At 72.8% G+C, this 20,216-nt stretch carries 18 protein-coding genes; 13 read left to right on the plus strand and 5 right to left on the minus strand.

Annotation, left to right across the window (positions count from 1 at the left end; all coding sequences use genetic code 11):
- Window positions 1–71 precede the first annotated feature (71 nt).
- From FFT21_RS05885 to FFT21_RS05905, 5 genes are all read left to right on the plus strand, one after another.
- Complete coding sequence (locus FFT21_RS05885) at window positions 72–1,451, plus strand: sensor histidine kinase (RefSeq protein WP_137812742.1); 1,380 nt, start codon at window positions 72–74, stop codon at window positions 1,449–1,451.
- Between the two features lie 31 nt (window positions 1,452–1,482).
- Window positions 1,483–1,908 carry a roadblock/LC7 domain-containing protein gene (locus FFT21_RS05890; RefSeq protein ID WP_137812743.1) on the plus strand — a complete coding sequence of 142 codons (426 nt, stop codon included), beginning with the start codon at window positions 1,483–1,485 and terminating at the stop codon, window positions 1,906–1,908.
- 48 nt (window positions 1,909–1,956) lie between these two features.
- A complete protein-coding gene (locus tag FFT21_RS05895; protein WP_137812744.1) occupies window positions 1,957–2,316 on the plus strand; it encodes a DUF742 domain-containing protein in 360 nt (119 codons plus the stop codon).
- On the plus strand, window positions 2,294–2,875 hold the full coding sequence (locus tag FFT21_RS05900) for a GTP-binding protein (RefSeq protein WP_137812745.1): 582 nt from the start codon (window positions 2,294–2,296) through the stop codon (window positions 2,873–2,875). The genes FFT21_RS05895 and FFT21_RS05900 overlap by 23 nt, the downstream gene beginning before the upstream one ends.
- Window positions 2,876–2,950: 75 nt before the next feature.
- Window positions 2,951–4,195 (plus strand): styrene monooxygenase/indole monooxygenase family protein, encoded by a 1,245-nt coding sequence (locus tag FFT21_RS05905; RefSeq protein WP_137812746.1) that lies wholly within the window; start codon window positions 2,951–2,953, stop codon window positions 4,193–4,195.
- 70 nt (window positions 4,196–4,265) lie between these two features.
- On the opposite strand, the gene FFT21_RS05910 is transcribed toward FFT21_RS05905, so the two are convergent.
- Window positions 4,266–4,478: a hypothetical protein gene (locus tag FFT21_RS05910; protein WP_137812747.1), complete on the minus strand. Its 213-nt coding sequence runs from the start codon at window positions 4,476–4,478 to the stop codon at window positions 4,266–4,268.
- Between the two features lie 233 nt (window positions 4,479–4,711).
- Between FFT21_RS05910 and FFT21_RS05915 the strand changes: the two genes are divergently transcribed.
- Window positions 4,712–7,804: a DEAD/DEAH box helicase gene (locus tag FFT21_RS05915; RefSeq protein WP_137812748.1), complete on the plus strand. Its 3,093-nt coding sequence runs from the start codon at window positions 4,712–4,714 to the stop codon at window positions 7,802–7,804.
- Complete coding sequence (locus FFT21_RS05920; protein ID WP_137812749.1) at window positions 7,797–8,657, plus strand: SWIM zinc finger family protein; 861 nt, start codon at window positions 7,797–7,799, stop codon at window positions 8,655–8,657. Before FFT21_RS05915 ends, FFT21_RS05920 begins: the two co-directional genes overlap by 8 nt.
- Window positions 8,658–8,749: 92 nt before the next feature.
- On the opposite strand, the gene FFT21_RS05925 is transcribed toward FFT21_RS05920, so the two are convergent.
- Window positions 8,750–9,601 carry a siderophore-interacting protein gene (locus tag FFT21_RS05925; protein WP_137812750.1) on the minus strand — a complete coding sequence of 284 codons (852 nt, stop codon included), beginning with the start codon at window positions 9,599–9,601 and terminating at the stop codon, window positions 8,750–8,752.
- 333 nt (window positions 9,602–9,934) lie between these two features.
- Here FFT21_RS05925 and FFT21_RS05930 point away from each other — a divergent pair, with 333 nt between their 5' ends.
- Together FFT21_RS05930 and FFT21_RS05935 are read left to right on the plus strand one after the other, a co-directional pair.
- Window positions 9,935–11,053, plus strand: coding sequence for a 5-methyltetrahydropteroyltriglutamate--homocysteine S-methyltransferase (locus tag FFT21_RS05930; protein ID WP_137812751.1), 1,119 nt, complete (start codon window positions 9,935–9,937; stop codon window positions 11,051–11,053).
- Window positions 11,054–11,248: 195 nt separating this feature from the next.
- Window positions 11,249–13,576 (plus strand): HelD family protein, encoded by a 2,328-nt coding sequence (locus FFT21_RS05935; RefSeq protein WP_137812752.1) that lies wholly within the window; start codon window positions 11,249–11,251, stop codon window positions 13,574–13,576.
- Here FFT21_RS05935 and FFT21_RS05940 read toward each other — a convergent pair.
- Together FFT21_RS05940 and FFT21_RS05945 are read right to left on the minus strand one after the other, a co-directional pair.
- Window positions 13,573–14,454: an alpha/beta fold hydrolase gene (locus tag FFT21_RS05940; protein ID WP_137812753.1), complete on the minus strand. Its 882-nt coding sequence runs from the start codon at window positions 14,452–14,454 to the stop codon at window positions 13,573–13,575. The two genes, FFT21_RS05935 and FFT21_RS05940, sit on opposite strands and share 4 nt — an antisense overlap.
- 83 nt (window positions 14,455–14,537) lie before the next feature.
- Window positions 14,538–15,074, minus strand: a complete 537-nt coding sequence (locus tag FFT21_RS05945; RefSeq protein WP_137812754.1) for a PadR family transcriptional regulator — start codon at window positions 15,072–15,074, stop codon at window positions 14,538–14,540.
- 65 nt (window positions 15,075–15,139) lie between these two features.
- Here FFT21_RS05945 and FFT21_RS05950 point away from each other — a divergent pair, with 65 nt between their 5' ends.
- The 4 genes from FFT21_RS05950 to FFT21_RS05965 all read left to right on the plus strand — a co-directional run bounded on the left by FFT21_RS05950 (window position 15,140) and on the right by FFT21_RS05965 (window position 18,785).
- Entirely contained in the window at window positions 15,140–15,379 is a 240-nt protein-coding gene (locus FFT21_RS05950) for a hypothetical protein (RefSeq protein WP_137812755.1), read from the plus strand.
- Between the two features lie 15 nt (window positions 15,380–15,394).
- A complete protein-coding gene (locus FFT21_RS05955; RefSeq protein WP_137812756.1) occupies window positions 15,395–16,729 on the plus strand; it encodes a carotenoid oxygenase family protein in 1,335 nt (444 codons plus the stop codon).
- A gap of 183 nt (window positions 16,730–16,912) precedes the next feature.
- Complete coding sequence (locus FFT21_RS05960) at window positions 16,913–17,701, plus strand: SDR family oxidoreductase (RefSeq protein WP_137812757.1); 789 nt, start codon at window positions 16,913–16,915, stop codon at window positions 17,699–17,701.
- Window positions 17,702–17,711: 10 nt separating this feature from the next.
- Complete coding sequence (locus FFT21_RS05965) at window positions 17,712–18,785, plus strand: NAD(P)H-dependent amine dehydrogenase family protein (RefSeq protein WP_137812758.1); 1,074 nt, start codon at window positions 17,712–17,714, stop codon at window positions 18,783–18,785.
- Between the two features lie 54 nt (window positions 18,786–18,839).
- Here FFT21_RS05965 and FFT21_RS30490 read toward each other — a convergent pair whose 3' ends face one another.
- On the minus strand, window positions 18,840–20,036 hold the full coding sequence (locus FFT21_RS30490; RefSeq protein ID WP_137812759.1) for a DivIVA domain-containing protein: 1,197 nt from the start codon (window positions 20,034–20,036) through the stop codon (window positions 18,840–18,842).
- Window positions 20,037–20,216: the final 180 nt, after the last annotated feature.

Here is a 20,216-nt window from a genome sequence, read left to right on the forward strand (position 1 = left end):
GGAGGTCCTCGCGGTGCTATTCGGCGGCCTCGCCGACTCGTGGTGCAGGTTGTGTGATAAGGAGATTTGTCGTGGCACAGCCACCCTCTTCCAGTTCACGCGCTGCTCGCTCCGCGCCGTACCCGGATGACCGAGGTACCCCGCAGGCGGCCCGGTCACCGCTGGGCGGGCGCGGCGGCCTGAGCAACGAGTTACTGAACGAGCTGGTCGACCGCGGCTCGCGGCTGGTCTCCGCGCTGCGCCGGGCCTGGCAAGGCGAGTACCCGCCGCCCCGGCGGCGGCCGGTGCCGACCTCGCTCGCCTACCACCGGCCGCCGTCCCGCGACCTGCTTCCCGACGTGCTGGCCAGCCTCGCGCTGCGCGACCTGACGCTGGTCGAGTCGCTGCTGAAGCTGATCGAGCAGGCCGAGGCCCGCGAGGAGGACCCGGAGCAACTGTCCTTCCTCTACCAGATCGACCACCTGGCCACCCGCATGCGCCGGCACAGCGAGAACCTGCTGGTCCTCGCCGGCCACGACAGCAACAGCGCCCAGTTCGAGCCCGTCTCGCTGCTCGACGTGGTCCGCGCGGCGATCTCCGAGGCCACCGACTACAGCCGGGTGCAGCTCGGCACCATGCCCAACGTGCGGGTGGTCGGGCTGGCCGCCGACGACGTCAGCCACCTGCTCGCCGAACTGCTGGACAACGCCGCGACCAAGTCGCCCCGGCACGCCCCGATCCAGGTCAGCGGCCACCCCGGGGAGGCGAGCACGGTGCTGGTCGTGGAGGACGGCGGCATCGGCGTGGCCGCCGACCGGCTGGCCGACCTGAACGCGCGGCTGGACGGTGCCCCGGTGCTGGACGCCAGCGTCACCCGGCACATGGGCCTGTACGTGGTCAGCCGGTTGGCGCACCGGCACGGCATCCGAGTGCGCATGGAGGCACGGGCCGGCGGCGGCACGGTGGTCTACGTCACCCTGCCGGACCGGATCATCCAGGCCAACCCGCCCGCGCCGGCGGCGCGCCCGCCGCAGGCCCCGGCCCGGCCGCGGACCGTGACCATCGCGCAGGACAACACCCTTCCGCCGCTACCGCCGCGGCAGACGCCGCCGCGGACGTCGACCCCCGACGGCCAGCCGGCCACCACCCCGGGCGGACTTCCCCGGCGGATCCCACGCAGCACCATGCCCTACCGCGGCGCGGCCGCCGGCACACCGCCGCCCACCTCCGCCCCGGCCGGCACGCCGCTGGAGAGCGGCCGGAGCGCGGCGCCCGAACCGGCCGACGGCAAGCCGGTCGCGCCCACCGGCAGCGCCGCCCAGCGCATCCACGACGAGTTGGACGCCTTCCAAGCCGGGCAGAGCGCCGCGCTGCGCGACGCCGCCGCCGGCCGGCCCGACGACTCCCACGCGCACGCCGCCGAGCAGCGCGGCGCCGGGAGTCGCGACGAGGGGGGCGGCTCAGAACAGTGATCAGCAGCGGAAGGGAACGGAGCAGGCAGACGTGAGTCGACCGTTGAGCAACGAAGCACAGACCCTGACGTGGTTGGTGAACAACTTCGTCGCGGAGGTGCCCGGGGTCAACCACGCCGTCGTCGTCTCCGTCGACGGGCTGCTGCTCACCCGTTCCGACGGTCTGCCGCTGGAGCACGCGGAACAACTCGCCGCGCTGGCCAGCGGCCTGCTGAGCCTGGCGCAGGGCAGCTCCCGCCTGTTCGGGCAGGGCACCTGCGAGCAGACCATCGTGAAGATGGAGCGCGGCTACCTGTTCCTCGTGTCGATCAGTGACGGCTCCTGCCTGACCGTGCTCGCTTCCTCCGAGTGCGACATGAAGGTCGTCGCTTACCAGATGACGCTGCTGGTGGAGAACGCGGGCCACGTGCTCACCCCGGAACTTCGCATGGAGCTCCGCGAAGCGCTTGCCCAATGACGACGCCGGAGGAGACGGCGGGAGCGCAGCCCACGAAGAGAGACGGCCATGGTGATCCCCAACCAGAGCAGAAGTGCCCGAGTCCGCCCCTACGCCATCACCGGGGGCCGTACTCGGTCACGCCATCCGCTACTGCTGGAAACATTGATCTCCGTTCCCGACTTCGACCAGGACGTCCGCGACAAGCTGATCCCCGAGGCGCGGGATATCTACGTCCTGTGCCAGGTGAAACAGTCGATCGCCGAGATCTCGACGCGTTTGGCCATGCCGCTGGGAGTTGTGCGGGTGCTGGTGAGCGACCTGGCCGACCACGGTCAGGTCCAGGTTCATCCCACCGGCCACGTGGCCGGACAGCCGGATCGTGGATTGCTGGAGAGGGTGCTTCGTGGACTACAAACCATCTCCTGACGGTTCCGAGCCGCTCACCATCTCGACCAAGATCGTCGTCTCCGGCGGGTTCGGCGTAGGCAAGACGACGCTGGTCGGGAGCGTGTCGGAGATTCCTCCGCTGACCACCGAGGCGTTGATGACGGAGGCCAGCGAGGCGACGGACGACCTGGCCGCGACACCGGAGAAGAGCACCACGACCGTCGCCATGGACTTCGGCAAGCTCACCCTGGACGAGGGCCTGGTCCTGTACGTGTTCGGCACGCCGGGCCAGTCCCGGTTCTGGTTCATGTGGGACGACCTGGTCCGCGGCGCGCTCGGCGCGGTGATCCTGGTGGACACCCGGCGTATCACTGACTGCTTCCCCGCGGTGAACTACTTCGAGAACGACACCGATCTGCCGTTCATCGTGGCGGTCAACTGCTTCGACGGCATGTTGACGCACCCCGTGGAGGAGGTCCGGGAGGCGCTCGCGCTCTCCCCTGACGTGCCCATCGTGCTGTGCGACGCGCGCAAGCCCGAATCCGCCCGGGACGTCCTGAAGGAACTGATCCGTCACGCGCTGACGGTCGTCGCCTAGGATCCCGTCGCCAGTGGCCCCGTCGACATGTTCACGCCCCGGTCCGACGCTCCGGGCGGAAGGAAGTAGATACGTATGCGGAAGATCCTCGTCGTCGGTAGCGGTCAGTCAGGTCTGCAGCTCGCGCTCGGCCTGCAGAGCCACGGGTACGACGTCACCGTCCTGTCGGCGCGCACGCCCGAGGAGGTGTACAGCGGTCGGGTCATGTCGACCCAGTGCATGTTCGACACGGCGCTGGGGCACGAGCGCGATCTGGGCGTCAACTTCTGGGACAACGACGCGCCGCGCATCGAGGGTCTGAACGTCGCGGTCGCCGGCGAGGGAAAGCCGATGATCGAGTGGGTGGGCTGGCTGGACGGTCCCGCGCAGTCGGTGGACCAGCGGGTGAAGATGGCCGGCTGGATGGAGGCGTTCGAGAACCGCGGCGGAAACCTGGTCATCCACGGCGTCACGGTGTCCGATTTGGACCGTTTCGTGAACCTGTACGACCTGGTCGTCGTCGCCGCGGGCCGCGGTGAGCTGGTCGAGCTGTTCGGCCGGGACGCGTCCCGCTCGCCGTACACCGAGCCGCAGCGGTCACTGGCCGTGTCCTACGTGCGGGGCATGGGACCGCGCCCGGAGCACCTGCGCGCGGACGCGGTGCGGATCACGCTGATCCCCGGCGTGGGTGAGCTGTTCATCATCCCGGCACTGACCACCAGCGGCCCGTGCGACATCCTCTTCTTCGAGGGCATTCCGGGCGGCCCGCTGGACAGCTTCGCCGACCTGCGGGACCCCGGTGAGCACCTGCACCGCACTCTGGAACTGATCCGCGAGTTCGTCCCGTGGGAGTACGACCGCTACCGCGACGCCGAACTCACCGACGCGCACGGCACGCTGCAGGGCCGGTTCGCGCCGACGGTTCGCCACCCGGTCGGCACGCTGCCCTCGGGCGGCACCGTGCTGGGCATGGCGGACGTCGTGGTGGCCAACGACCCGATCGTCGGCCAGGGTTCCAACAACGCCAGCAAGTGCGCGTCCATCTACCTGAACCGCATTCTCGAGCACGGCGACCGCCCGTTCGACACCGAGTTCATGCAGCGCACCTTCGACGCGTTCTGGGAGGACGTGCAGTACTCCACGAACTGGTCGAACGCCATGCTGCAGCCGCCGCCCCCGCACGTGCTGGAGTTGATCGGCGCGGGCATGAAGCACCAGGCGCTCTGCGACCGGTTCGCCAACGGCTTCAACAACCCCAAGGATCTTTTCGACTGGTTCATGGACCCGGAGAAGGCCAAGGCGTACCTCGCCGAGTTGGAGGCGAACCCGACTGCGGTCTGACCGGTCGAGGCTTAGACCGTTCCCGCGCGGGTGACACCAGCGGTCGGCGTGGCGGCGCGGTGCCGTGGCCCTAGTGCACCAGGTTGCTGAACCGCGTCTCCGCGGCCTCGTCGTGGAACTTCTCGATCTCCAGCAGCTTCTCCGCGGCCTGCGCGGGAGCCTTGCTGCCCGACCGGTTCCGCAGTTTCGCCTCGACCGTGCTGGAGAGCGTCATGGCGGCGGTGCCGATCAGACCGGCCAGCACGCCCGTGCCGATGCCGCGTGCCAGCCGCGCCAGCAGCATCGCTCCCACCTCCCGACGTGGATGGCATCCAACGAGTCCACGGTATGCGGCGCGGTGGGCGCTCGCCCGTTCGCCGCGCCCGGCTACCCGGGCACTCGGCGCGAACTCGGAGCCGTGCTGCCCTGAGCGTGGCGGGTATGGCCACCGTCTTCGCTGGGTAGGGTGCTTGCCGAGGGGCGTGCGCGGGGCGCACGCGGCGGGATGTCCAGGCGACGGCGAGGCGACGAGTACCGGTGTTGGCGCTGCACGGGTTGGCCACGGCCGACGGTGGCCTGGCGCTGTGGGCGGAGGACTCCCGGCTGCCGCAGCGCGGGACCGGCCGCCGGCCGCGCGAGTCGACGCCGCCGGGCCGGGAGCCCGCGGCGCGGCGGGGGCCAGACGGGCACCCGTTCGCCGCGCCCGCCGAGGCGCTGCTCGACCTGCTGCCGGTGGACCGGGGCACGGCGCAGCCGGACGGGCTGCCCGTGCTGCTCCCCTCCCGCGGCGCCACCCCCATCGCGTCGCCGGAACTGGTCCGCGACCCGCTCGCCGCCGGCCCACCGCCCCGGGGCAGGCCGCGGCTGCGGCCGTGGCTGGTGCCGGTGGTACGGCTCGCTCCGGCCACGGCGCTGGCCGTACTGGCCGACGGACTCACCGGTGCCGAGGACTGCCGCGCCGGCGCGTCCGTGCGCTACCTGGCCCGGGTGGCCGCGCTGGCCCGGGAGCTGGTGGCCGCCGGGAAGGTGCTGCCCGACGTGGTGGCCGGGCCAGCCGCCCGCTGGCGGGCCGCCCTGTACGGGCCGGACGCGGGCCGGTTCGCCGCGCTGCGCGACGCGATGCCGCCCGCCTGCCGCGCCGAGCGGGTCGAGCCCGGCTCGCTGGACGGGCGGGGGCCGGAGGACGTGCTGCGCACCGCGCTGGACGCGCTGGTCGACGCGGACGTGCGGGCACGGCTGGCGGAGCGGCGGGTGCGGCTGGCCCCGTCCCGCCGCGGCCGGGCCACCGCGGCGGACGCCACCGTGACGGCCTGGCTGGCCGCGCTGGTCGGCGAACCCCGTTTCGCGGGGAATCCGGAACAGGTCCGGCGGCTGGCCGAACGGCTCGCCGACTGGCGGGCCAGCGGGGTGCGGGAGGCCCCGGTGCGCACCTGCTTCCGGCTGGAGACCCCGGAGCAGGTGGACGCCGAGGACGGCGGCTGGCGGCTGCGGTTCCTGCTGCAGGCGGTGGACGAGCCGAGCGTGCTGGTGCCGGCCGCGCAGGTGTGGCGGGAAACCGACGGCGTGCTCTACCGGTGGGTCGGCGACCCGCAGGAGCTGCTGCTCGCCGACCTGGGCCGGGCCAGCCGGCTGTTTCCCGATCTGGACGCCGCGCTGCGCGAGCGGCACCCGGTGGAACTGGCCCTGGACACCGAGGGCGCGTACCGGTTCCTCACCCACGCCGCCGCGTTGGACCAGGCCGGCTTCGGCGTGCTGCTGCCCTCCGGCTGGCGGCCGTCCGCCGACCTGGGCCTGCGGCTCACCACCAGCACCCGGGGCGCGGCCGGCGTGGTGAGCCGCGCCGACGGCGCCGGTCTTTCCGCGGTGGTGGACTACCGGTGGGACCTCGCGGTCGGCGACGAGCCGCTGACCGAGGCGGAACTCGCCGAACTCGCCGCGGCCAAGGTGCCGCTGGTGCGGCTGCGCGGCCGGTGGGTGCAGGTCGACCAGCGGCGGCTGGCCGCGGGCCTGGCGTTCCTGAAACGCGCCCGGTCCGGGCAGATGACCGCCGGCGATGTGCTGCTGCGCGCGGTCCACCCGGACGGTGACGACCTGCCCATGCCGGTCACCGAGGTCGCCGGCGACGGCTGGCTGGGTGACCTGCTGTCCGGCCGGGTGGATCGCCACCTGGAGCCGGTGGAGCCGCCCGCCACGTTCGCCGCGCAGTTGCGCCCGTACCAGCGCCGCGGCCTGGCCTGGCTGGCCTTCCTGGACGGCCTCGGCCTGGGCGCCTGCCTGGCCGACGACATGGGCCTGGGCAAGACCGTGCAACTGCTCGCGCTGGAGGCGCTGGCCCGCTCCGACGGCAGGCGCCCGCCCACGCTGCTGGTCTGCCCGATGTCGGTGGTGGGCAACTGGCAGCGGGAGGCGGAACGGTTCACGCCGACCCTGTCCGTGCACGTGCACCACGGCAGCGACCGGCTCACCGGCGAGGAACTGGCCGCCACCGCCGGGCGGCACGACCTGGTGATCACCACGTACGCCCTGGCCGCGCGGGACGCCGCCGCGCTCGCCGCGGTGCACTGGGACCGGGTGGTGCTGGACGAGGCGCAGAACATCAAGAACGCGGCGGCCAAGCAGTCGCAGGTGGTGCGCCGGTTGACCGCGCGGCACCGGGTGGCGCTGACCGGGACGCCGGTGGAGAACCGGCTCGCCGAGCTGTGGTCCATTATGGACTTCGTCAACCCCGGGATGCTGGGCTCGGTGAGCACCTTCCGCGCCCGCTACGCCGTCCCGGTGGAGCGCTACGGCGACGAGGACGCCGCCGCCCGGCTCCGCCGGGTGACCGGCCCGTTCGTGCTGCGCCGGCTGAAGACCGACCCGGCCATCATCGACGATCTGCCCGACAAGATCGAGATGAAGCAGTTGTGCAACCTCACCGCCGAGCAGGCGTCGCTGTACCGGGCGGTGGTGGACGACATGCTGGCCCGGATCGAACGCAGCGAGGGCATCGAGCGCCGCGGCCTGGTGCTGGCCACCATGTCCAAGCTCAAGCAGGTGTGCAACCACCCGGCGCAGTTCCTCGGCGACGGCTCCCGGGTCGCCGGCCGGTCCGGCAAGCTGGCCCGGCTGGAGGAGATCGTCGAGGAGGCGCTCGCCGACGGCGACAAGGTGCTGTGCTTCAGCCAGTTCGCCGAGTTCGCCGGCATGCTCGTGCCGCACCTGTCCGCCCGGTTCGACACCGAGGTGTTGTTCCTGCACGGCGGCACGCCGAAGAAGGCGCGGGACGAGGCGGTGCGCCGGTTCCAGTCCGCCGAGGGCCCGTCGATCTTCCTGCTGTCGCTGAAGGCCGGCGGCACCGGCCTCACCCTCACCGCCGCCAACCAGGTGGTGCACCTGGACCGGTGGTGGAACCCGGCGGTCGAGGACCAGGCCACCGACCGGGCGTTCCGCATCGGCCAGCGGCGCGACGTGCAGGTGCGCAAGTTCCTCTGCATCGGCACGCTGGAGGAGAAGATCGACCGGATGATCGAGGAGAAGAAGGCGCTGGCCCAGATGGTCGTCGGCGCCGGAGAGTCGTGGCTGACCGAACTGTCCACCCGGGAGCTGCGTGACCTGGTCATGCTGTCGGAGGAGGCGGTTGGTGAATAGGCCGTGGTGGTACGAGGATCCGCCGGGCCCGCCACGCAAAGTGGCCGGCGGGATCCGGGCGCGCAGCCGCCGCGGCGAGATCGCCCAGACCTGGTGGTCGCGGCGGTTCATCGAGGTGCTGGAGTCGTTCGGCATGGGCGGCCGGTTGGCCCGCGGCCGCCGGTACGCCCGCGCCGGCCAGGTACTCGGCATGACGCTGTCCACCAGCGTGGTGGTCGCCCGGGTGCAGGGTTCCCGGCCGGAGCCCTACCAGGTGCGGATCGCGGTGCGGGCGTTCCGCGAGGCGGAGTGGCGGCGCGTCGAGGACGCGCTGGCCGGCCAGGCCTGGTACGCGGCCAAGCTGCTGGCCGGCCAGATGCCGCAGGACATCGAGGACGTCTTCGACCGGCTGGGCCTGAAACTGTTCCCGGACAGCCAGCGCGAGCTGTCCATGGACTGCTCCTGCCCGGACTGGGAGGTGCCGTGCAAGCACCTCGCCGCCACCTGCTACCTGCTAGCCGAGTCGTTCGACTCCGACCCGTTCCAGATCCTCGCCTGGCGCGGCCGCACCCGCACCGAACTACTGGACCACCTGCGCGAACTGCGCGGCCGGGGCGGCGGCGAAACGGCCGCCGGGGAAGCCGGCGAGGCCCCCGCGCTCGCCGACTGCCTGGACACCTTCTGGACCGCGCCGCATCCGCCGCCCTCCCCCGCGCCCGGCGCGGTCGCCGCGCCCGGCGCGCTGCTGGACCAACTCGACCCGTTGCCGCTGACCGTGCGCGGCCGCCCGGTGGTGGACCTGCTGCGGCCCGGCTACGCCGCGCTGGCCGGCACCGACTCCGACGCGGCGGGCACCGACCGTGCGGACCGGTAGTCCGGCGCCCCACCGCGAGGACCGCGGCCAGCATGCCGGCGAATCGGACCGGTACGCGACATCCGCCGTTCACCCACGTCCGTTGTGGACGGTCAGGACGCGGCGGCCGCCGTGGCCTCCTCTTCCTCGATCCGGCGGTTCCACTCGGCCTTGCCGGACTGCCAGCCGTCCTCGTCGGTGCCCAGCCGCCAGTACCCGGAGATGGACAGCCACTCGCGCGGCAGCCCGCGCTCGATTCGTAGGAACCGCCGCAGGTCCCTGACGAAGTTGGCCTCGCCGTGCACGAACGCGTGCCCCTGGCCGGCCGGGAATGCCAGCCCGCGCAGCGCCTCCACCAGTAGCTTGCCCACCGGCGCGGCACCGCGGTGCAGCCAGACGATCTCCGCGTCGCCGGGGGTGGCCAGCGGCTGCTCCTCCTCCGGGCCGGCGACCTCGACGAACGCCCGGGTCGGCGCGCCGGCCGGGACGCGTTCCAGCGAGGCGGCGATCGCCGGCAGCGCGCTCTCGTCACCGGCCAGCAGGTGCCAGTCGGCGTCACCGCTCGGCGCGTAGCCGCCGCCGGGGCCGAAGAAGAGCAGTTCGTCACCGGGCCGGGCGGCCGCCGCCCACGGTCCGGCCACGCCCCGGTCACCGTGGTAGACGAAGTCGATCGTCAGCTCGCCCGCCTCGCGATCCCAGGCGCGCACGGTGTAGGTGCGGCTGTACGGCCACTGCTCGCGGGGCAGGTCGCGGCGAGCCGCCTCCGGGTCGAACGGCTCCGGGTAGTCCACGCCCGGCCGCGGGAACTGCAGCTTCACGTAGTGGTCGGTGAACTGCCCCGCGGTGAACTCGGCCAGGCCGTCGCCGCCGAGCACCACCCGGATCATGTGCGGAGTGATCCGTTCGGTGCGGCGCACCCGCGCACGGTGGAGCTTTCGCCGCTTCCGCTCCGGACGCTCGGCCATCGGCTGTCTCCCTGCTCTCGACCCGCTGTCGACACGACTTAGGCGAGCCTAACCCGCGGCGCCGCGGCGCCGCCGGGGGTGGGGCGACCGGAGCGCACCGCGCGCGGGCGGCCAGGACGGCGCATGTGACAACGCGCGTGACGACCGTCAAAGAATCTCGCGGACATGCCGTGACTCGTCGGGTGCGCGACTGATAGGAACATGCATATCGGCTGATCGGACGCGAGTCGCGTCGTGAGCGGGCGGAGGAACCTCGATGACCGCGTTGAGCCGCGGCACCCGGAACGACCACGGCGCGCGCCCGCGCGAATCCGCGGAGCCCTAAGGAGGATCATGCCGGACCGAACAGTGCCCCCCTTCCGCGCCGATCACGTGGGCAGCCTGCTGCGGCCGCCGCAGGTGATGGAGGCCCGCGACAAGTTCGCGGCGGGCAGCATCACCGCCGAGCAGCTGCGCGAGATCGAGGACGAGGCCATTCGCGACGTGGTGGGTATGCAGGAGGAGGTCGGCCTGCGGTCGGCGACAGACGGCGAGTTCCGCCGGGCCTCCTGGCACATGGATTTCATCTACCAGTTGGGCGGCATCGGCAAGGCGCCGGGGAACATCACCGTCGAGTTCCGCAACGCGGACGGCACCATCGAGTTCACCCCGGCGGCGTTGCACGTGGACGCCAGAGTGCACCTCGACCACACCATCTTCGCCGACGACTTCCGCTTCCTGTCGCAGGTCACCACCAGCGCCGTGCCGAAGCTGACCATCCCGTCACCGAGCATGGTCCACTACCGCGGCGGCAGCGCGCTGATCGACCCGCGGGTCTACCCGGACCCGGAGGAGTTCTGGGCGGACCTGGTCGCCGCCTACGGCGCCGAGGTGCGGGCGCTGGGCGAGTTGGGCTGCCGGTACCTGCAGTTCGACGACACCAGCCTGGCCTACCTCAACGACCCCAGGCAGCGGGAGTGGATCGCCACGCAGGGCGGGGACGCCGAGCACCAGCACGAGATCTACATCCGCCACCTCAACGAGGTGCTGGCGAACAAGCCCGAGGGCATGGCGGTGACCACGCACATGTGCCGGGGCAACTTCCGGTCCTCGTGGGCGGCCGAGGGCGGCTACGACTTCGTGGCGGAGGCGCTGTTCAACGGGCTGAACGTGGACGGGTTCTTCCTGGAGTACGACGACGAACGGTCCGGCGGCTTCGAGCCGCTGCGCTTCGTACCCAGGGGCAAGATGGTGGTTCTCGGACTGGTCACCACCAAGCGCGGCGAGTTGGAGGACAGGGACACGCTCAAGCGCCGTATCGAGGAGGCCAGCCGGTACGTGCCGATCGACCAGATCTGCCTGTCCCCGCAGTGCGGTTTCTCGTCCACCGTGGAGGGCAACCGGCTCACCATGGAGCAGCAGGTCGCCAAGCTGCGATTGATCGTGGAGACCGCGCAGGAGATCTGGGGCTGACCGAACCGACCCGCGCCGGGGCCCGACCATCCGCCGGGCCCCGGCCTCGGCATGTCCGCGTCCGGCGTGCGCGGTCACACGCGGGAAGACGGAAGATGCTGACCCGACACTTTTGCTATATTTGTCGCTCGGACACACCGCGAGAAAGCAACAATTCAATGTCGGTATGAGTAGATTAGCAAGAGGCAGGGGACGTTGTCAAATACTGCCCGAACGAATGAACGCGGACCGGACGGCGGCGCCCAGGTCGACGAGCTGAGCCGGGAGCAGGAGTACGTGTCCGCCCTGTACGCCAAGGTGGACCGGATCCGCAAGGAAACCTCGGCGCGGCTGGCTGAGGTGCTGCGTAACGGCGGAGGCACCCATCAGGCCCGGGTGGAACGCGACGTGGCCACCGCCATGCACACCGAGCAACTCGCCCAACTCTCCGCCGCGGAAAGCGGGCTGTGCTTCGGCCGGCTGGACTTCGACAACGGGGAGCGCACCTACATCGGCCGCATCGGGCTGTTCGACGAGGACAACGACTATGAACCGCTGCTGATGGACTGGCGGGCACCCGCCGCCCGCCCGTTCTACCTGGCCACCGCCGCCTCCCCGGACGGCGTGCACCGGCGCCGGCACATCCGCACCAGGCTGCGCCGGGTGGTCGGGGTGGACGACGAGGTTCTCGACCTGACCGCGGCCGAGCGCTCCGGCCGGCACGCCGACCTCACCGGCGAGGCCACCCTGCTCGCGGCGCTGAACGCCAGCCGCACCGGCCAGATGAGCGACATCGTGGCCACCATCCAGGCCGAGCAGGACCACGTGATCCGCGACGGCCTGAACGGCGTGCTGGTGGTGCAGGGCGGGCCGGGTACTGGTAAGACGGCCGTGGCGCTGCACCGGGCCGCGTACCTCCTCTACACGCACCGGCGGCGGCTGTCCACCAGCGGCGTGCTGGTGGTCGGCCCGAACGCCACCTTCCTCCGCTACATCAGCCAGGTGCTGCCCTCGCTGGGCGAGACCAGCGTGGTGCTGTCCACCGTCGGCGACCTCTACCCCGGGCTGTCCGCCACCGGGCGGGAACCGGTGGAGACCGCCGAACTCAAGGGCCGGCTGGTGATGGCCGACGTGGTCGCCGCGGCGGTGCGGGACCGGCAGCGGGTGCCGAACGCGAAGCACCCCATGGAGATCCCGTTCGAGCGGGAGACGCTGTTCCTGGACCGGAAGATCGCCACGCAGGCACGGACCCGGGCCCGCCGCTCCCGCCAGCCGCACAACCTGGCCCGGCGGGTGTTCGCGCGCGAGGTGATCGGCGCGCTGGCCGAGCAGTTCGCCGACCGGCTCGGCCGCAGCCTGCTCTCCGGCGCCGACCTGGACGACATCCGTGCCGAGCTACGCGCCGACGACGGCGTGCGGGCCGCGCTGGACGAGCTGTGGCCGGTGCTCACCCCGCGGCAACTGCTCGCCGACCTGTACGCGGACGAGCGGCGGCTCGCCGTGGCCGCCAAGGCGCTGACCCCCGAGGAGCGTGCGCTGCTGCGGCGCGAGCCGGGTGCGCCGTGGACCCCGGCCGACGTGCCGCTGCTGGACGAGGCCGCGGAACTGCTCGGCGAGGACGACACCGAGGAGCGGGCCCGCGCCGAGCGGCAGCGCCGGCAGGCGCTCGACTACGCCCAGGGCGTCCTGGACATCCTCGAGGTGGACGACAACACCGACCCGGACGTGCTGCTGGCCACCGACGTGGTGGCCGCCCACCAACTCGCCGAACGGCACTCCGAGCGCGGCTACGAGACCGCGGCCGAGCGGGCGGCGGCCGATCGCACCTGGACGTTCGGCCACGTCATCGTGGACGAGGCGCAGGAACTGTCGGCGATGGCGTGGCGGGCGCTGATGCGCCGCTGCCCCAGCCGCTCGATGACCGTGGTCGGCGACATCGCGCAGACCGGCGACCGCGCCGGCGCGTCGTCCTGGGCCGAGGTGCTCGAGCCGTACGTCGGCGACCGCTGGCGGCTGGCCCAGCTCACCGTGAACTACCGGACCCCGGCGGAGATCGCGGGCGTCGCCGCCGACGTGCTGGACGCCATCGACCCGGACCTGGAGCCGCCGCGGGCGGTGCGGGAAACCGGCGTGCCGCCGTGGGTGACCGGCCTGCCGGCGTCCGAACTGGTCGGCGGCCTGGCCGACCTGGTGGCCAGGGAGGTCGCCGAGATCGGGGACGGCCGGCTGGCGGTACTCGCCCCGCCCGCCCTGGTGGACGACCTCGCCGGGGTGGTGGCGCCGGCCGCGCCAGGCGAGGGCGAGCCGGTGGACCTGGTGGAGGCGCAGGTGGTGCTGCTCACCGTGGCCCAGGCCAAGGGCCTGGAGTTCGACTCGGTGATCGTGGTCGACCCGCAGGGCATCCTGGACGCCTCACCGCGCGGCGCGAACGACCTGTACGTCGCCCTCACCCGCGCCACCCAGCGGCTCGGCGTGGTGCACACCGGCCGGCTGCCCGCCGTGCTCGGCCGGCTGGCGGAGCCGGCCGACGTGGCGGCCAGCTAACCCGTCGCGTCGATATGCTCCGCGGCCAGCCGGGCGACCAGTTCGGGTTGGCTGCGCGGCAGCCAGTGTCCACCCCGGACGGTGCGCACCGTCAGGTTCGACGCCCACCGGCGGATGTCGGTCTGCATCGGCACCGAGACGAAGAGGTCGTTGGTGGGCGCGATCACCTGCACCGGCAGGTCGACGCCGCGCTGCTGCGGGCCGGACAGCCGCCGCGGAATGTTCGCCCGGTACAGCTGCAGGCCGTTGAGGTAGTCGGCCGGCGACCGCTGGCCCGGCGGCGTGGCACTGCCGTCCCCGCTCCGCTCCAGTGCGGCGAGCAGGGCCGTGCCGGCGCCGCTGCGCCAGAACAGCTCCGGCAGCAGCGGTAACTGGAAGAAGAACACGTACCAGGACTTGCCCAGTTGCCGGCCCAGTTCGGCGAGCGCCGCGGCGTCCGGGCGCAGCCGGGACCGGACGAAGTACCCGACGTGGTCGAGGCACGGGCCGGAGATCGAACTGAAGGTGGCGATCCGGTCGCGCAGCCGCTGGCCGGTGACGAAGTGCCAGCCCTGCACCGAGCCCCAGTCGTGCGCGAGCAGGTGCACGGGCTCGGTCGGACTGACCGCGTCCAGCACCGCGGCGAAGTCCCGCTCCAGCCGGTCGAGCCGGTAGGCGGCGCGGCCGCGCGGCTTGTCCGAGCCGCCGGTGCCGCGGACGTCGTAGGTCACCACGTGGAAGCGGTCGGCCAGCGCGGCCACCACACCGTCCCAGAGGCTGCTGTGGTCGGGATAGCCGTGCAGGCACACCACCGTCGGGTGGGCGCGGTCGCCGTGCTCGCGCACCAGCAACCGCACCCCGTCACCGGTCACCAGGCGCCCGCGGGTCTCGGTGTTCATCGGCCACAGTCATACCGCATCGAGCGGGCCACCATGCCGGACGTTGCGCAACCGATGCCGACGCTGCCCGCTTCGGTTGTCCGTCAGCCGCCCCGCCGCCGCCCGCCGGCGTCGATCCGTGCGGCGGCCCATTCGGCCCATTCGCGGTGCATCGCGGTGGCTCGCAGCCCCCACTCCAGGGTCAGCCGCCCGTACCGGGACAGCGGGCTGTCGTCCCACTCGATCGACTCGTCCAGCTTGCGCAGCGACTCGTGCCGCTCGGCGGCGAGCGCCGCCTCCCGGTCCAGGAACGCCCGGGCCTGCGCGGGCTCAACCAGGTCCAGCAGGAAGACCCGGAGCAGCATGTCGTTGCGGCGGTTGCGCTCCGGCTCCTCCTCGGTCAGCCAGCGCTGTAGCTCGGCGCGCCCGGTGTCGGTGATGGCGTATTCCTTGCGCCCCCGCGGCCCCTCGGCGACGACGCTGATCAACCCCGCGTCGGCGAGCCGGTTCAGCTCCCCGTAGAGCTGGCTCTGGGTCGCCGGCCACACGTTGGCCAGCGAGCCCTGAAACGTGCCGAGCAGGTCGTAGCCGCTGGCCGAGCCGTGCGCCAGCAGGCCGAGCAGGGCATGCCGAAGACTCATGGCCACATCCTACATTCCGGTATTGACATGTCATCTTAGTACCTTCTAGCTTTGATATGTCAGTAGTGACATGTGCGCGCGAGGTGTGGTCCAGCCCGATCTTCCTGCGGATCAACGTGGTGATCACCGCCGTGTGGGCGGCCAGCTTCACCGTCACCGCCGCCGCGCTGGCCGTCGCCGGCACCCTCGCGCCGCACGCGACGGTGCCGGCCGTCGCGCTCAACGTCGCCGGCATCGCGCTGCCCGCGGTGTTCACCGCCCGCTACCCGGGGATCGTCGCGGCCCGCCACGGCGTGGCCGCCTGAGTCGAGGGAGTCCCGATGTCCGAACGCACGATGTACCTGGCCGGCCACCTGGCGCCGGTGCCCGACGAGATCGACGCCACCGACCTGGAGGTCACCGGCACCCTGCCGGGCGAGCTGACCGGGCGCTACTTCCGCAACGGCCCCAACCCGTTGCCCGGCGAGGACGGCGGGCACTGGTTCGTCGGGCACGGCATGATCCACGGGGTGCGGCTGGTCGACGGCCACGCGGAGTGGTACCGCAACCGCTGGGTGCGCACCCGCGAACTGGACGGTGCGCCCGCCGTCCGCGCCGACGGCACCCGCGACCTGACCGCGAACCCGGCCAACACCCACGTCGTCCAGCACGGCGAGCGGATCCTCGCGCTGTGCGAGGCCGGCCTGCCCTACGTGCTGACCCCCGAACTGGACACGGTCGGCCCGTGCGACTTCGGCGGCCGGCTCACCACCGCGATGACCGCGCACCCCAAGGAGGACCCGGACACCGGGGAGTTGCACTTCTTCGGCTACGGCGTCACGCCGCCGTTTCTCACCTACCACCGGCTGTCCGCGTCCGGCGACCTGGTGGAGAGCCGGGAGATCACGGTGCCCGGGCCGACCATGATGCACGACTTCGCGATCACCGAGCGGCACGTGGTCTGGCTGGACCTGCCGGTGGTGTTCGACGTCGCGCTGCTCGGCCGCGGCATGCCGTTCCGCTGGGACGACGGGTACGGCGCCCGGCTCGGCGTGATGCGCCGGGACGGCCGCGCCGAGGTCACCTGGTTCGACGTCGAGCCGTGCTACGTGTTCCACGTCGGCAACGCGCACGAGGACGCGGGTGGCCGGATCATGCTGGACGCGGTCCGCTACGGCGCCGCGGACTTCGCCGGCCTGTGGGGCCGGATCGGCGGGTCGCGCAACCCGGCGGCGGCCGCGGCGGACTCCGCCGGCGGCCGGCTGCACCGCTGGACCCTGGAGCCGGCCACCGGGACGCGCCGGGAGGAGCCGCTGGACGACCGGGCGGTGGAGTTCCCCACGCTCAACGACGCGCGCACCGGTCGGGCCAACCGCTACCTGTACACCGTCACCGAGGGCGGGATCGTCAAGTACGACAGGCACACCGGCGAGGTGCGCACGCACCGTCTCAGCGAGGGCGCCGCCGCGGGCGAGGCGGTGTTCGTGCCGGCCGAGGGCGCCCGCGCGGAGGACGACGGCTGGCTGCTGTCCGTGGTAAGCGACCCCGCCGGCACCGGCTCCGAACTGCTCGTGCTGGACGCCGCGGAACTGACCGGGCAGGCCGCGGTCCGGCTGCCCCGCCGGGTGCCGGCCGGGTTCCACGGCAGCTGGATTCCGGATCCCGAGCGCGGCTGACCCGTCGCGGCGGCGTGGGCGGCGAGACATGTACCGGCTAGAACGTGTTACAGTTTCGCTCCCGCGTCACCGGAGGAGCACCGTTGGAGAGCCGATGATGTCGTCAGCTCGCGGCACCCGCAGCCATCACCCCCGCGCGCCCCGGCTGACGGTCGCGCGCACCCTCGCGGAAGGGAACGCGCCGTGATCCTCGACCGGTTCCGCGTCACGGACCGGGTCGCCGTCGTCACCGGGGCCGGGCGGGGCATCGGCGCTGCCACCGCCGTGGCGCTGGCCGAGGCGGGCGCGGACGTGGTGCTGTCGGCGCGCACCGAGACGCAGCTACACGAGGTCGCCGCCCGGGTGGCCGCGGCGGGACGCAAGGCGCGAATCGTCGCGGCCGACCTCAGCGACCTGGACGCGGCCGCCTCCCTCGCCGAGGCGGCCCGGGAGGCGTTCGGCCGGCTGGACATCGTGGTCAACAACGTCGGCGGCACCATGCCGCGCGCGTTCCTGGACACCTCGACCCGCCACCTCGAGGACGCGTTCCACTTCAACGTGGCGACCGGGCACGCACTCACCCGCGCCGCGGCGCCGATCATGCTGGAGGGCCGTGGCGGGTCGGTGGTCAACATCTCCTCGACCATGGGCCGGCTCGCCGGCCGCGGGTTCGTCGCCTACGGCACGGCGAAGGCGGCGCTCGCCCACTACACCCGGCTCGCCGCCGCTGATCTCGCGCCGAAGGTGCGGGTCAACGCGATCTCGGTGGGCTCGGTGGCCACCTCGGCGCTAGAGATCGTCACCGGCGACGACGAGTTGCGCGGCCGGATGGAGCGGGCCACCCCGCTGCGCCGGATCGGCGACCCCGAGGACATCGCCGCCGCCGTGCTCTACCTGGCCTCGCCGGCCGGCGGCTACGTCACCGGCAAGCTGCTGGAGGTCGACGGCGGGCTGCAGGCGCCCAACCTCGACCTCGGCCTGCCGGACCTGTGAGGTGGTCGGGATGACCTACCGCGTGGTGCAGTGGAGCACCGGGCACGTGGGCAGGCACGCGATCGCCGGCATCGACGCGCGGCCCGACCTGGAACTGGCCGGGGTGTGGGTGTCCGACCCCGCCAAGGTGGGCCGGGACGCCGGCCGGCTCGCCGGTCTGGACCGGGACCTCGGCGTGGCCGCCGCCTCCGACGCGGACGCGCTGCTGGCCGCCGACCCGGACTGCGTGGTCTACACCGCGATGGCCGACAACCGGCTCACCGAGGCCCTGGACGACCTGTGCCGCATCCTCCGCCGGGGGATCAACGTGGTCGCCAGCGGGCCGGTGTTCCTGCAGTTCCCGGACGGGGTGGCGCCGCCGGAACTGGTGGACCCGGTGCGCCGGGCCGCGGTCGAGGGCGGGGCGTCGCTGTGGGTCAACGGCGTCGACCCCGGCTTCGCCAACGACGCGCTTCCGCTGCTGCTCAGCGGCGTGTGCGAGCGGATCGACCAGGTGCGCTGCGCGGAGATCCTGGACTACAGCAGCTATGACAACCCGACGGTGCTGTTCGACATCATGGGCTTCGGCAAGCCGCTGGACGACATCCCGATGCTGCTGCAGCCCGGGGTGCTGTCCCTGGCATGGGGCAGCGTGGTGCGCCAACTGGCCGCGGGGCTGGACGTCGAGTTGGACGGCGTCGAGGAGCACTACGAGCGGCTGCCCGCGCCCGAGGAGCTGCGGCTGTCCTGCGGCACGGTAGGCAGCGGCACCGCGGCGGGCCTGCGCTTCGAGGTGCGCGGTATGCGCGCCGGCCGGGCGGTGTGCGTGCTGGAGCACGTCACCCGCCTGCACCCGGACATCGGCCCGGACTGGCCGCAGCCCGCCGGGCAGGGCTGCTACCGGGTGGAGATCTCCGGCGAACCGAACTACACGCTGGACCTGCGACTGCTCGGCACCGACGGCGACCACAACACCGCCGGGCTGAAGGCCACCGCGATGCGGCTGGTCAACGCGGTCCCCACGGTGGTCGAGGCGCCCAGCGGCCTGCTCACCGCGCTGGACCTGCCGCTGGTCACCGGCCGCGGCCTGGTCCGGTGCACCTGATCGGCGCGCGCCTCCCGGGCGAGACCCGGCACGCCACGGCACGGTCCAACCCCGCTAGCCTCCGGCGGCCAGCCGGCGCTCCACCAGGTCGAGGAAGTCGTCCACGTCGTCCATGCGGTACCCGCGCGCGCCCGGCGGGGCGTCACCGAACCGCACGCCGGCCACCTCCTCGGCGGTCAGCGTGTCCTCGCCGCGCAGCGTGGCCTCCACGCGGTCCAGCAGGGCGTCCACCTCCACCTCGTCGTAGCCGCGCTCGCCCGGTTCGGGCGGCCGGAACGCGACCAGTCGGACGTCCTCGGCGGTCAGCCCGGGGTGGGCCGCCGTGGCCGCCCGGCCAACCGGTCGCGCCATCGGTTGCGCAGCGGGTTGGCCGGCGGGCTGTGCTGCCGGTGACGCGGCCGGCTGGTCGGCCTGCGGTCGGACCGCCGGTGGTGGCGGTGCCTCCGGCGGCGCCGGCGGCGGGGTGGTCGGTGGCGGGCACGGCGTCGCGATCGGCTGCGGCCCGGTGGGCGACTTCCGCGCCGACCGGCGCAGGGTGACCGCGATGAGGGATAGGAAGGCGTCCACGCCGCCGCGGTCGTAGCCGCGCTCGCCGACCGGGGCCGGGCGGAACCTCACCTCGTAGACCTCGCGCGCGGTCAGCGGGTTCTCGCCGCGCAGCGCGTCGTGCACCCGGTCGATGAATGCGTCGACCTCCGCCTTGTCGTAGCCGAGTTCGCCGTTGGCGGAGTCGTCGAACGACACGTCGGCCAGCGACGCCGGCGGGCCGGCAGCGGGCGGCCCCGGTTCGGCCTCCGGCACCGGTCGTGGGCCGGTGTCCCGGCCGAGGCCACCCGCCGGCGGGTAACCCTCCCTGGGCGGGTAACCCTCCCCTGCCCCCGGCACGAAGTCCTGGCCCGGTGCGTAGCCCTCGCCCGGTGGGAAGTCCGGCACCGATCCCAGGTTGGGCACGGACGCCAGGCCGGGATCGACCGGCTCCAGCGCGTCCACGCCCGACTCGAGCGCCTCCAGCGTCTCCACGATGCGGTCGACGAACTCGTCCACCTCGGGCTTGTAGTAACCGCCCTGCGGCACCGGCGACTCACGGAAGTCGGCCTGCCGCGCCTCCCGGGCGGTGAGCACGTCGCGGCCGCGCAGCGCGGCCTCCGCCCGGCCGAGGAACAGGTCCACGTCGGGTTCGTAGTACCCGCGCTGGTTCCTCGGCGGTCGGTGGAATCCGACGTCCCGCACTTCCTCGGGGGTAAGCCCCACGCTGTCTCCCGGAACCCGCTGCCGTGACGGACTGATCGCGGGGGCGCCCGCCCTCGCCCCCGACAAGGGGCTCACCGCCGGACATCGCTGGCCCGCCAGGTCCGCCGGCTGCCCACCGCACATGGTAGAGACCCCGAACCGCAATCCACTTGTCATGTTGTTCTGTTCTATACATACTAG

It is taken from the genome of Gandjariella thermophila (genome assembly GCF_005405885.1).
Taxonomy (GTDB): domain Bacteria; phylum Actinomycetota; class Actinomycetes; order Mycobacteriales; family Pseudonocardiaceae; genus Gandjariella; species Gandjariella thermophila.

What these genes read in the sequence shown, in the direction of transcription:
- FFT21_RS05925 (WP_137812750.1), bottom strand. Translation starts at nt 9,601, where the DNA reads ATGGCCGAGCGTCCGGAGCGGAAGCGGCGAAAGCTCCACCGTGCGCGG.
- FFT21_RS05905 (WP_137812746.1), top strand. Translation starts at nt 2,951, where the DNA reads ATGCGGAAGATCCTCGTCGTCGGTAGCGGTCAGTCAGGTCTGCAGCTC.
- FFT21_RS05945 (WP_137812754.1), bottom strand. Translation starts at nt 15,074, where the DNA reads ATGAGTCTTCGGCATGCCCTGCTCGGCCTGCTGGCGCACGGCTCGGCC.
- FFT21_RS05930 (WP_137812751.1), top strand. Translation starts at nt 9,935, where the DNA reads ATGCCGGACCGAACAGTGCCCCCCTTCCGCGCCGATCACGTGGGCAGC.
- FFT21_RS05910 (WP_137812747.1), bottom strand. Translation starts at nt 4,478, where the DNA reads ATGCTGCTGGCGCGGCTGGCACGCGGCATCGGCACGGGCGTGCTGGCC.
- FFT21_RS05955 (WP_137812756.1), top strand. Translation starts at nt 15,395, where the DNA reads ATGTCCGAACGCACGATGTACCTGGCCGGCCACCTGGCGCCGGTGCCC.
- FFT21_RS05965 (WP_137812758.1), top strand. Translation starts at nt 17,712, where the DNA reads ATGACCTACCGCGTGGTGCAGTGGAGCACCGGGCACGTGGGCAGGCAC.
- FFT21_RS05940 (WP_137812753.1), bottom strand. Translation starts at nt 14,454, where the DNA reads ATGAACACCGAGACCCGCGGGCGCCTGGTGACCGGTGACGGGGTGCGG.
- FFT21_RS05895 (WP_137812744.1), top strand. Translation starts at nt 1,957, where the DNA reads ATGGTGATCCCCAACCAGAGCAGAAGTGCCCGAGTCCGCCCCTACGCC.